Source organism: Pseudomonas fontis, assembly GCF_028656955.1.
GTDB classification, from domain to species: domain Bacteria; phylum Pseudomonadota; class Gammaproteobacteria; order Pseudomonadales; family Pseudomonadaceae; genus Aquipseudomonas; species Aquipseudomonas fontis.
On the sequence record NZ_JAMDGY010000022.1, the window covers coordinates 20,832 to 32,229 of the forward strand.

Here is an 11,398-nt window from a genome sequence, read left to right on the forward strand (position 1 = left end):
CCGGTCTGGGGCTGACCGGTATCAAGCACTGCGACGGGTGCCCCACATCTACCTGCGTGGGAGCCGGCGTTGCCGGCTCCCACAGGGGCGACAGCAGATGCCTGTGTTATGCGGGCTGTTGGGTCCGCAGTTTTTCGCTGCGCCCGCGCAGCCATTCCAGGGTCAGCAGCAAGACCACCGAGAAGGCAATCAACAAGGTCGCCGCCGCCGCAATGGTCGGGCTGAGGTTCTCGCGGATGCCGCTGAACATCTGCCGTGGCAGCGTCGCCTGCTCGGGGCCGGCCAGGAACAACGTCACCACGACTTCATCGAACGAGGTGGCAAAGGCAAACAGCGCCCCGGAAATCACCCCCGGCGCAATCAGCGGCAAGGTTACCCGGCGGAACGCCGTCAGCGGCGAGGCGCCGAGGCTGGCCGCCGCCCGTACCAGGTTGTGGTTGAAGCCCTGCAAGGTCGCCGACACGGTAATGATGACGAACGGCACACCCAGCACCGCATGCACCAGGATCAACGAGATAAAGCTGTTACCCAGGCCCAGCGGGGCAAAGAACAGGTAGCTGGCCACCCCGATGATCACCACCGGCACCACCATCGGCGAAATCACCAGCGCCATCACCAGCGACTTGCCGGGGAAGTCGCCACGGGTCAGGCCGATGGCGGCCAGGGTGCCGAAGATCATCGCCAGGGCAGTAGCGGCCGGGGCGACGATGATGCTGTTCTTCAGCGCCCGCATCCACTCGGCCGAGGCAAAGAAGTCGTGGTACCACTGCAGCGAGAAGCCCTGCAGCGGATAGACCAGGAAGCTGCCGCTGTTGAACGACAGCGGAATGATCACCAGTACCGGCAACACCAGGAACAACAGGATCAGCCCGCACAGGATGCGCAAGGTGTAGAACCAGACCCGCTCGACGGGCGACATGTAGGGGCTCAGCATGAATAGCTCCTCAGCTCAGACGCAGGCGGCTGGCGCCGACCAGCCAGCTATAGATCAGGTACAGCAACACGGTCGCAAGCAGCAGCAACCCACCCAGCGCGGTGGCCATGCCCCAGTTGATGCTGGTGTTGGTGTAGAAGGCGACGAAGTAGCTGACCATCTGATCGTTCGGGCTGCCAAGCAGCGCCGGGGTGATGTAGTAACCAATCGCCAGGATGAACACCAGCAGGCAACCGGCGCCAACACCGGCATAGGTCTGCGGGAAGTACACCCGCCAGAAGCTGGTGAACGGATGGCAGCCCAGCGAGATGGCCGCACGCATGTAGGTGGGCGAGATGCCTTTCATCACGCTGTAGATCGGCAGGATCATGAACGGCAGCAGGATGTGCACCATGGAGATGTACACACCGGTGCGGTTGAACACCAGTTCCAGCGGCTTGTCGATGATGCCCAGCGCCATCAGGGCGCTGTTGATCAACCCGCCCGATTGCAGCAACACGATCCAGGCCGCGACCCGCACCAGGATCGAGGTCCAGAACGGCAACAACACCAGGATCATCAGCAGGTTGCTCTGCCGGGTCGGCAGGTTGGCCAGCAGGTAGGCCAATGGGTAGGCCAGTAGCAGGCAGATCACGGTGATCACCACACCCATCCACAGGGTGCGGGCAAAGATGTCCAGGTAAATGGCCTGGTCTGGCGTGGTGCGCGCCAGCTCACCGAGGTCGTCGATGCGATGATCGACCGCCGCCAGCAGGTAGAACGGGGTGACGGTGCTGGTGTTGCGACGGATCGCCTGCCAGTAGGCCGGGTCGCCCCAGCGCTCGTCGAGTTCTTGCAGCGCTTCTTTATAAGAGGCCGGCTCGGTCTTGAATGGCAGCGCGCGGGCGGTTTTCGCCAGCAGGCTGCGGTAGCCGGCCAATTCCATGTTCAACCGCTTGGACAGGTCGCCCAGGGTCTGGTTCTTGCGTGATTCGGCGAGGTCTTCGCTGAGGGCCTTGTACACCGGTTCGCCCGGCAGGCTCTTGCCATCCCATTCGGCCACGGCGAGCACCGTGCGCGGCATGCCGTTGACGACCTCGGGGTTACCGACACTCTTGTACAACAGCGCAGCAATCGGCACGAGAAACACCAGCAGCAGAAACAGCGCCAGCGGTGCAATCAAGGCCTGCGCTTTCCAGCGGTTGACCCGCTCGGCACGCGCCAGGCGCTGCTTGAGGTTTGGACCGGCGCCTTCGTTCAGGGGCACTGCGATGGCCATAGCAAACTCCGAAAATCGAGGAAACAGGGAGCGTCAGCAGCACGCTGACGCTCCATCAGCACGGCTTACTTGGCTGCCCAGGCGTTGAAGCGTTGCTCCAACTGCTCGCTGTTGTCAGCCCAGAACGCCACGTCGATCTGCACCTGGTTGGCGATGTTTTCCGGGGTGGTCGGCATGTCCTTCTTGATCTCGTCAGACAGCAACGCAACCGCCTTGGAGTTGGCCGGGCCGTAGGCGATGTTTTCGGAGTAGATCTTCTGCTGCTCGGGCTTGACCGAATAGGCGATGAACTTCTTCGCCTCTTCAGCATTTTTCGCGCCCTTCGGGATGGCCCAGGCGTCGAAGTCGTAGATGCCGCCGTTCCACACGACCTTCAGGTTGCTCTCTTTCTGCACGGCGGCGATGCGACCGTTGTAGGCCGAGCTCATCACTACGTCGCCCGAGGCGAGGTACTGCGGCGGCTGTGCACCGGCTTCCCACCACTGGATGCTTGGCTTGAGTTCGTCGAGTTTCTTGAAGGCGCGGTCCTGGCCTTCCTTGGTGCCCAACACTTTGTAGACATCCTTCGGCGCGACACCATCGGCCATCAGGGCGAATTCCAGGGTGTACTTGGCGCCTTTGCGCAGGCCGCGCTTGCCCGGGAACTGCTTGGTGTCCCAGAAATCAGCCCAACTGGTCGGTGCGGTCTTCAGCTTGTCGGCGTTGTAGGCCATGACCGTGGACCAGACGAAGAAGCCCACGCCGCACGGCTGGATAGCACCCGGCACGTAGTCAGCTTGATCACCGAACAGGGCCGGGTCGAGCTCCTCGAACATGCCTTCGTCACAGCCGCGCGCCAGCTCTGGCGATTCGACTTCCACCAGGTTCCAGGACACGCTCTTGGTGTCGACCATGGCTTTGACCTTGGCCATCTCGCCGTTGTACTCACCCGCAACGATCTTGCCGTTGCCCGCCTTTTCCCACGGCTCGTAGAACGCCTTGACCTGCGCCGCCTTGTTCGCGCCGCCGAAGGAAATCACGGTCAGGTCGGCTGCCATCGCCTGGGACGCCGCGAACAGGCCCAGGGTCAGGGCGGTCAACTTCAAGTGCTTGAGCATTCTTATTCTCTCCACAGTGCAGGGTTGGTGAAGCAAACCTCAATGGGCTTCCAGGATAGGATCGAGCGCACGACCGTGCTCGACTGCCCAGCCCAGCGGTACCACATCGCCCACGGCCAGCGCCGGGTCGAGTTCGGCAATCGGCTGCTTCACGAAGAAATCGGCCTTGCCGCAAACTTCCAGGCGCACCCGCACGTGGTCGCCCAGGTAGATGAATTCGGCCACACGGCCTGAGAATCGGTTGCTGCAATGTTCGCTGTGGCCGTTCAGGCGTACGCGCTCCGGGCGAATCGACAGGGTCACCGGCTCGCCGGGCTGGCCGACGTTCACCGCCAACGCCTCGACCTTCTCGCCACGCGGCAGGGCCACCAGGCAGCGGTCGCCGTCCTGGCTGAGCAGACGGCCATTGATGCGGTTGTTCTCGCCGATGAAGTTGGCCACGAAGGTGTTCTTCGGCTCTTCATACAGGGTGCGCGGGTCAGCGATCTGCTGGATCTCGCCCTGATGGAACACCGCGACACGGTCAGACATGGTCAGTGCTTCGCTCTGGTCGTGGGTCACGTAGACCACGGTCACGCCCAGGCGCTGGTGGATATGCTTGATCTCCATCTGCATGTGTTCACGCAGTTGCTTGTCGAGCGCACCCAGCGGTTCGTCCATCAACACCAGCTGTGGCTCGAACACCAGCGCACGGGCCAGGGCCACCCGCTGCTGCTGGCCGCCGGAAAGCTGGCCGGGGTAGCGCTGGGCGAAGCTGTCGAGCTGGACCATGTTCAGCACGCGCTTGACCCGTTCGCTGACGTCGGTCTTGCTCAGGTTGCGCACGCTCAGCGGAAAGGCCAGGTTCTCGGCCACGGTCATGTGCGGGAACAGCGCGTAGTTCTGGAACACCATGCCGATGTCGCGCTTGTGCGGCGGCACGTTGTTGATCGAGCGACCGGCCAGCAGTATCTCGCCGGCGGTGGGGGTCTCGAACCCGGCCAGCATCATCAGGCTGGTGGTCTTGCCCGAGCCAGAGGGGCCAAGCAGGGTCAGGAATTCGCCTTTGCGAATGTCCAGGTTGAGGTCTTTGACGATCAGCGATTCGCCGTCGTAGCTCTTCTGCACACCACGGAAGCTGACCAGCACTTCGCCGGTTGCAGCGCTCGAATTCACCTCACTCATACCCGTACCTTTTTGTTGGATGACTGCTGTGTTCAAAGCCTAGAGAAGGCCGGCAGCCAGGCAAATCGGGGGGGCTGAGAGATTGCTATCAGCAGGGTGGAAGCGTGGGGGTAGGGATTGCCCTACAGGTATGTCGCTTTCAGGCATCCATCCTGAAATACCCCTGTTCCCTGTGGGAGCCGGCCTTGCCGGCGATGCGAGGCAAAGCCTTGCCAATCGGGGCCGCCTTGCGACCCATCGCCGGCAAGGCCGGCTCCCACAGAGGAAGACGAGGTCGCAAACAGAACACTTACACCAGCTTGTGTTCCATGGCGTACTTCACCAGCTCGGCCAGCGAATTCACATTGAGCTTCTGCATCAGCCGCGCCTTGTGCGTGCTGATGGTCTTGTTGCTCAGCGCCAGCTGCTGGGCAATGTCATTGACGTTGGCACCCTGGGCCAGGCGCTCGAACACCGAGAACTCGCGCTCCGACAACAACGAATGCAAGGGCCGCGAATCCGTCAGGCCAACCTCGAAGACCATGCGGTCGGCAAGGTCCGGGTCGATGTAGCGCCCGCCTCCCGCCACCCGCCGGATCGCCGTCAGCAGCAACGCCGGGTCGCTGTCCTTGGTGGCATACCCGGCAGCGCCGATCTTCAAGGCCCGCGCGGCCATCTGCGCCTCATCATGCATCGACAGCACCAGAATCGCCGGCGGCGCCGTCATCGCACGAATCCGCGGGATCGCCTCAAGCCCGTTCACCCCGGGCATCGAGATATCCAGCAAGACCACTTCGCACGCCTTGTGACGCAAGGCCTCCAGCAACTGCTCGCCATTACCGGCCTCGCCCACCACTTGCATGTCCTTGGCCAGGCCAATCAACTGCTTGATGCCTTCACGGACAATGGTGTGGTCTTCGGCAACCAATACTCGAATCACGGTTCAGCTCCTGTCTCGGTTCAGCGGTATGCGTACGCTCAAACTGGTGCCCTCGCCCGGCTCGCTGTCCAGGCGCATGCTGCCGCCCAGCATCAATACCCGCTCGCGCATGCCGACCAGGCCAAACGAGGTCGGCCGGCTGTCGCCAGGGCTGAAGCCGACACCATCGTCGCTGATCGTCAGGCACAGCTGGTTGTCTTCCAGGCTCAGGCTGATTTGCACAGTATGCGCCTGGGCGTGGCGCATGACGTTGGTCAGCGCCTCCTGAAGAATGCGGAACAGGCTGGTGGCCTTGGCGTCGCTCAAGGGCGGGAGGTTCTCCGGCACCTCGACCAGGCACGGGATCTGTGTGCGCGCCTCGAAACGCCGGGCCTGCCACTCAATGGCCGAGGCTATCCCGGCATCGAGAATCGGCGGGCGCAACGCCGTCGCCACGTCGCGCACCAGCTGGAACAGCTGGGCGATCAGGCGCTTCATGCTGCCCAGGCGCTCGTTGAGCCCGGGATCGAGCTCGGCATAGGCCAGCTCGCACATGGAGGTTTCCAGCTTGAGCACGGTGAGCATTTGCCCCAGCTCGTCATGTACCTCGCGGGCGATCCGGGCCTTTTCTTCTTCCCGCACGCTTTCCAGGTGCGCCGACAGCTCGCGCAGCTGTTCCTGCGAGCGCGCCAGTGCCTGCTCTGCCTGCTTGCTCTGGCTGATGTCCCAGACAATGCCGTCCCACACCACCCGGCCATCGCCCAGCACCCGGGTACTGGCCTTGATGTCCGCCCAGCGCTGCTCGCCCTGGCGCGTGAATATCCGCCCCTGCCAGGACCAGTCACTGTCGGATTCCAGTGCACGGTCCTGGACCTGGTGGTAGTCAGCGCGGTCCTCGGGGTGCACCAGGCTGCGCAAGCCGACATCCGGATGCTGCAGTTCGGCAGGCGTGTAGCCGACCAGCGCCGCGCTGCCTTCACTGATATAGGGGAACTCCAGCTCACCGGCCGCCGGGTTGCGCTCCAGGCGGAACACCAACCCCGGCACGTTGCCGGCAATCCCTTTCAGCCGCGCCTCGCTTTCACGCAGCGCAGCCAGGGCACGCCGCCGCTCGGTGATGTCGGCGAGAAACACCACCAGGTATTCGGCATCGCGAAAACGCAGAAAGCTCAGCGACACATCCACCGGCAGCAGGCGCCCATCGGCGCGCAGGCACTGGGTCTCGAAATGCTGCGCCGCCTCATCGTTGGCCCGGGCGCGCTTCCACAGGTCAAGCCAGCGGTCCATGTGCAGGTTGGGTTCGAAGTCGATCAACGGCCGGTCGATCAGCGCCCCGGACGGGTAGCCGAGCATCGCTTCGGCCGCGCGGTTGGCGTAGCGCACATGGCTGTCCCAATGCACCCAGAGAATTCCCACGGTGCTCTGGTCGATGGAAAACTGGCTCAGGCGCAACGCTTCCTCACGCGCCTGGCGCTGGGCCAGCGACTCGCGCGCGGCCAACAGGCTCTGCTCCAGCTGATGCTGCTGGCGGCGCTGCCAGATCACGATCGCCATGCTGCTGAACAGCAACGCGGCCAGCAGCAGGGCCAGGTTCTGCCAAAAGCCGGGGGACTCACTCAAACGCGGGTACTTGGGCTGCAGCCAGCGGTTGTGCAGTTGTTCCAGGTCCTTGGCCGGGATGGCTTGCAGGCCGCGCTCGAGGATATCGGCCAGTTGCGGCCAGTCACGGCGCGAGGCAACCCGCAGCAACTGCGGCAGGCCGATATCGCCCACCACGACCAGATCACTGAATTCGTTTTCCCGCGACAGCCGGCTCAACTGCGCCTCATCCACCACGGCATAGCGGGCCTGGTCACTGAGCAGCAATTGCAGGGCCTGGCGCTCGGCCGGCACGCCTTGCAGGTTGAGGTTCGAATAGGTCGCGCGCAGATAGTCGGCCACCGCGCTGGGCATGCGCACGGCGACCCGGTCGGTGCTGCCGAGCTTTTCCAGGTCGACCGCCACCGCCCCGGTGCGCGGCCCGACGATCAATTGCGGCACACGCATGTAGGGGTCGCTGAACAGCCACAGGCGCAAGCCGGCCGGTGTTTGCGTCAACCCCGGTGCCAGGTCGATTTCACCGCGTACCAGCGCGACTTCCAGTGCAGCCTGGTCGTTGAAGTTGCGCCAGGTCAGGTCCAGCCCGAGTTGGCGGGCCAGCCAGTTCATCAGCTCGACGTTGACCCCGGACAGCTGTTGCAGGCGCCGGTCGAACTGGGCGAAGGGCGCCTGCAACACCAGGCCGACCCGCAGGCTGCGATGCTGATCCAGCCACTGTTGCTGCGCCGGCTCCAGTTGCACACCGGGCGTAGAAGCCACGGGCGCCGCTCCCGCCATCAAGGGCAGCCACAAACAGCCGATAACCAACAGGCAGCGCAAACGCTTCATCTGGAATCTCGTCAATGAACGGACGGTCGCCGAACTTGGCCGTCCCGGACAAATACCTTTAGGCTGCCGGTATCTCTCTGGCCTGGATCGATCAATGTTCTTACTTTATCGCACGACGCTTCCTGCGTTATGCCTGTCCTTGATACTACCTTGTACCGCACAAGCACTGGCCGGCGAAACGCCAGAAGCGCCGGAGCAGGCACCCGCCAAGCAGGTGCAGCGCCAGGCCTTGGCCGAGCGCAGCCTGGAAGATGCCCAGGCCCTGGAGCGCCAGGTGCCCAAGGACGAGCAACAAACCCTGCAAGCCGGCAGCGAGGCGTTCCTGGCCTTGTGGAAACCGGCCAACACGCCAAACCCGGAAGGTGCGCTGATCATCGTGCCCGGTGCCGGCGAAACGGCTGACTGGCCCAAGGGCGTGGGCCCGCTGCGGCGCAAGTTCCCGGATGTGCAATGGTCGACGCTGAGCCTGAGCCTGCCAGACCTGCAAGCCGACGCGCCGATCGCCCGCACGCCAGCACCCGCGCCGGCTCCTGCCAAGGCGCCCGCTGACGACTCCAAGGCCGCGCCCGCCAAGGACACCCCGGCCGACGCCAACGCCAATATCGCCCAGGCCACTGCCGCAGAAACCGAGAACACCGACAGCAACGAGCCAACCCCTGAGCCGGGCGCCGACGACAAGGCCGACGCCGAGCGGATCTTCGCCCGTATCGAGGCCGGCATTGCCTACGCCCAGCAGCAGAATGCACGCAGCATCGTGCTGCTCGGGCACGGTAGCGGCGCCTACTGGGCCGCGCGCTTCCTCAGTGAACGCCAGCCGGCGCAGGTACAGAAGCTGGTGATGGTCTCGGGGCAAACCCCGGCACGGGTGGACAGCACCCTGGAAAGCCTGACGCCGACGCTGAAGCTGCCCACTGCCGACTTCTATTACGCGACCTTGCCGCAGGTGCGGCGTGCCGCCGAGCAACGCCTGCAAGCGAGCAAGCGCCTCAAGGACAGCAGCTACCGTCAGGTCGCCCTGAATGCCCTGCCCAACCAGGCCGCAGAACAGGAGCAACTGTTCCGGCGCATTCGCGGCTGGTTGAGCCCGACACCGAGCAACTGACTAGAAGCCGTGGCGCTTGCGCACGATCGAATAGGCCTGGTGCAGCTCGCGGGTCCGTTCGGTCGCCTCGCGCACCTGGGCCGGGCTTGCACCGTTGCCCACCAGCTTGTCCGGGTGGTGGCGGCTGAGCAGCCGCCGATAGGCCTGCTTGATCTGCTTGGAATCGGTGTCGACGGTAATCCCCAGCAGGCGTAACGCATCCGGGTAGCTCGACGCGCCGTTGCCCAGCGCCGGTTGGTAGGGTTCGTACTCACCCGCCAGGGCTTGCACCTTGGCCTGGCTCCAGCCCAGTTGCCTGCCCCACAGCATGAGCAACTCGCGCTCCTGCCGGCCCGCCCGCCCATCGGCCCAGACCATGCGCCAACAAGCCCGCAACATGCCTTCAGCGGCATGCGGCTGTTGCTTGAGACGTCGTAGATGGCCGTCCAACCGCTCACGCCCGCCCTTGCCACGGTTGAACGCACTGATCGCCCGACGCCTGGCCGGGTCGCCCATTTCCAGGCGCATCATTTCCAGGCGTGCTTGCTGTATATGCCCCTCGCCCACCCGGCCATCACTCTTGGCCAGGCGCCCCAGCAGCACGAACAGTACTTCGTCATCGCGCAGCACAGGTCGGCCACCCAGGCGCTCACGCAGGTGTGCCCAGCTGTGCAATTGCAAACGGCGATCCATCGCCTGACCAAGCAAAGCCCCCAGCAATGCACCCGGAATACTGGCGATTGCGAAGCCCGCTCCCGCACCAATCACTGTGCTAGGCCAGAGCATGTCAGCGTCCTTCGACGAGCAGTTGCTCGACTTCAGCAAGACGCTCCAGGGTACCGACGTCAACCCAGTGCCCACTGAAGTGCTCACCGCTCACTTCACCGCGCGCCATGGCTGCACGCAACAGCGGGGCCAGCTTGAAGGCGCCCGGCTGGCAGCCTGCGAACAAGGCCGGGTCGAGCACGGCAATGCCGCTGTAGGTCAACGTATCAGCGGTGCCATCAGCGTCTTCGACGCGCGCCTCAAGCAGACGGAAGTCGCCGCGCCCGTGGTGCCCCGGGTTGTCCACCAGCACCAGGTGCGCACGCCCTTGCAGCGGCGTGTGCAACTGGCTGAAGTCGAACGTCGTCCAGATATCACCATTGACCAGCACGAAAGGCTCATCACCCAGCAACGGCAACGCCTTGAAAATCCCCCCGCCGGTCTCCAGCGGCTCACCTTCAGGTGAATAGCGGATGTTCAAGCCCAACTGCGCGCCATCCCCCAGGTAGTCCTCGATCTGCTGGCCGAGCCAGGCATGATTGATGACGATGTCCTTGAACCCGGCCTTTGCCAGCGCCCGCAGGTGGTATTCGATCAGTGGCACCCCGGCTACGGGGACCAGCGGCTTGGGGGTATGCAGGGTAAGCGGACGCATCCGCTCGCCCTTGCCGGCGGCCAGAATCATCGCTTTCATGGGCGCGTCCCGGCAGCAGCCAGCAGGCTCTCGATGAGCTCATCAAGTTCGGCCAGTTCCGGACGGCGGGCGATCACTTCATCTATATAGGCAAAGAAGCGCGGCACATCGGCGAGGTAGCGCGGCTTGCCGTCGCGGTGGCAGATGCGCGCGAAGATGCCGATGACCTTGAGGTGGCGCTGCACGCCCATCAGGTCGCTGGCACGGTGGAAGTCTTCGAAGTCAGCCTGTACCGGCACACCGCACGCCTGTGCACGCTGCCAATACGCCTTCAGCCAGCCTTCGACCCGCGCCTGTGGCCAGCTGAGGAAGGCATCCTTGAACAGGCAGGTAATGTCGTAGGTCACCGGGCCATACACCGCATCCTGGAAATCCAGCACGCCAGGGTTCGGCTCGCTGACCATCAGGTTGCGCGGCATATAGTCGCGATGCACCAACACTTTCGGCTGGGCCAGGGCGCTATCGATCAGCACCGCGCTGATGCGCTGCCAGGCAGCCAATTGCGCATCGTTGAAGACTACACCGAGCTCGCGACCCACATACCACTCGGGAAACAGCTCCAGTTCACGGCGTAGCAAGGCCACGTCATAGCTGGGCAAAGGCGCCTGCATCGGCAATTGCTGGAAGGCCAGCAGGGCCTCGATGGCAACATCGAACAGCCCATCGGCGCTTTCGCCATTGATCACGTCGAGGTAGGTCTGGTGGCCCAAGTCGCTCAACAACAGGAAGCCGCGCTCCAGGTCCTGGCCATGAATAACCGGCACATTGACCCCGGCACTGGCCAATAAATGCGCAATATCAACAAAAGGACGGCAGTTTTCCTGCGGCGGCGGCGCGTCCATGACAATAAAACTGCGGCCTTCGCCCTGCCAGCGGAAGTACCGCCGGAAGCTCGCATCGCTGCTTGCCGCCGTCAGGCTACCCGCTGGAACCGGGCCCCAGCCGTGTGTGTGGAATAGTTTTGCCAGTTGCTCATCGAGCCAGACATTCAGGTGTTGCAGGCGTACATCGTGATCGGGCATTACATGGGTCTCCGACGGCCCTAGCCGTCAAGCGGGTCATGCTTTATTATCCAGCATC

At 63.8% G+C, this 11,398-nt stretch carries 10 protein-coding genes; 1 reads left to right on the top strand and 9 read right to left on the bottom strand.

The features are described 5' to 3' along the window. Positions 1-106 precede the first annotated feature (106 nt). From M5G11_RS09100 to M5G11_RS09125, 6 genes are all read right to left on the bottom strand, one after another. A complete protein-coding gene (locus tag M5G11_RS09100; protein WP_273909748.1) occupies positions 107-934 on the bottom strand; it encodes an ABC transporter permease in 828 nt (275 codons plus the stop codon). A gap of 10 nt (positions 935-944) precedes the next feature. Beyond that, positions 945-2,192, bottom strand: coding sequence for an ABC transporter permease (locus tag M5G11_RS09105; RefSeq protein ID WP_273909747.1), 1,248 nt, complete (start codon positions 2,190-2,192; stop codon positions 945-947). 65 nt (positions 2,193-2,257) lie between these two features. After that, positions 2,258-3,289, bottom strand: a complete 1,032-nt coding sequence (locus tag M5G11_RS09110) for an ABC transporter substrate-binding protein (RefSeq protein WP_273909746.1) — start codon at positions 3,287-3,289, stop codon at positions 2,258-2,260. A 39-nt stretch (positions 3,290-3,328) separates the two neighbouring features. Then, complete coding sequence (locus tag M5G11_RS09115; RefSeq protein WP_273909745.1) at positions 3,329-4,453, bottom strand: ABC transporter ATP-binding protein; 1,125 nt, start codon at positions 4,451-4,453, stop codon at positions 3,329-3,331. Positions 4,454-4,742: 289 nt separating this feature from the next. Next, positions 4,743-5,372, bottom strand: coding sequence for a response regulator (locus M5G11_RS09120; protein WP_273909744.1), 630 nt, complete (start codon positions 5,370-5,372; stop codon positions 4,743-4,745). A 3-nt stretch (positions 5,373-5,375) separates the two neighbouring features. Beyond that, positions 5,376-7,778 carry a PAS domain-containing sensor histidine kinase gene (locus M5G11_RS09125; protein ID WP_273909743.1) on the bottom strand — a complete coding sequence of 801 codons (2,403 nt, stop codon included), beginning with the start codon at positions 7,776-7,778 and terminating at the stop codon, positions 5,376-5,378. Between the two features lie 94 nt (positions 7,779-7,872). Here M5G11_RS09125 and M5G11_RS09130 point away from each other — a divergent pair, with 94 nt between their 5' ends. Then, entirely contained in the window at positions 7,873-8,880 is a 1,008-nt protein-coding gene (locus tag M5G11_RS09130) for an alpha/beta hydrolase family protein (protein WP_273909742.1), read from the top strand. Here M5G11_RS09130 and M5G11_RS09135 read toward each other — a convergent pair whose 3' ends face one another. The 3 genes from M5G11_RS09135 to M5G11_RS09145 are packed head-to-tail and all read right to left on the bottom strand — an operon-like array spanning position 8,881 to position 11,340. Then, the gene (locus M5G11_RS09135) at positions 8,881-9,645 is read right to left on the bottom strand and encodes a DnaJ domain-containing protein (RefSeq protein WP_273909741.1); all 765 of its coding nucleotides are present in this window, start codon (positions 9,643-9,645) and stop codon (positions 8,881-8,883) included. A gap of 1 nt (position 9,646) precedes the next feature. Then, positions 9,647-10,318: an N-acetylmuramate alpha-1-phosphate uridylyltransferase MurU gene (murU, locus tag M5G11_RS09140; protein ID WP_273909740.1), complete on the bottom strand. Its 672-nt coding sequence runs from the start codon at positions 10,316-10,318 to the stop codon at positions 9,647-9,649. After that, positions 10,315-11,340 carry an aminoglycoside phosphotransferase family protein gene (locus tag M5G11_RS09145; RefSeq protein ID WP_273909739.1) on the bottom strand — a complete coding sequence of 342 codons (1,026 nt, stop codon included), beginning with the start codon at positions 11,338-11,340 and terminating at the stop codon, positions 10,315-10,317. Before M5G11_RS09145 ends, murU begins: the two co-directional genes overlap by 4 nt. Between the last annotated feature and the right edge of the window lie 58 nt (positions 11,341-11,398).

Coding starts and splice junctions, on each gene's coding strand:
- M5G11_RS09135 (WP_273909741.1), bottom strand. CDS start 9,645: ATGCTCTGGCCTAGCACAGTGATTGGTGCGGGAGCGGGCTTCGCAATC.
- M5G11_RS09125 (WP_273909743.1), bottom strand. CDS start 7,778: ATGAAGCGTTTGCGCTGCCTGTTGGTTATCGGCTGTTTGTGGCTGCCC.
- M5G11_RS09130 (WP_273909742.1), top strand. CDS start 7,873: ATGTTCTTACTTTATCGCACGACGCTTCCTGCGTTATGCCTGTCCTTG.
- M5G11_RS09115 (WP_273909745.1), bottom strand. CDS start 4,453: ATGAGTGAGGTGAATTCGAGCGCTGCAACCGGCGAAGTGCTGGTCAGC.
- M5G11_RS09145 (WP_273909739.1), bottom strand. CDS start 11,340: ATGCCCGATCACGATGTACGCCTGCAACACCTGAATGTCTGGCTCGAT.
- murU (WP_273909740.1), bottom strand. CDS start 10,318: ATGAAAGCGATGATTCTGGCCGCCGGCAAGGGCGAGCGGATGCGTCCG.
- M5G11_RS09100 (WP_273909748.1), bottom strand. CDS start 934: ATGCTGAGCCCCTACATGTCGCCCGTCGAGCGGGTCTGGTTCTACACC.
- M5G11_RS09110 (WP_273909746.1), bottom strand. CDS start 3,289: ATGCTCAAGCACTTGAAGTTGACCGCCCTGACCCTGGGCCTGTTCGCG.
- M5G11_RS09105 (WP_273909747.1), bottom strand. CDS start 2,192: ATGGCCATCGCAGTGCCCCTGAACGAAGGCGCCGGTCCAAACCTCAAG.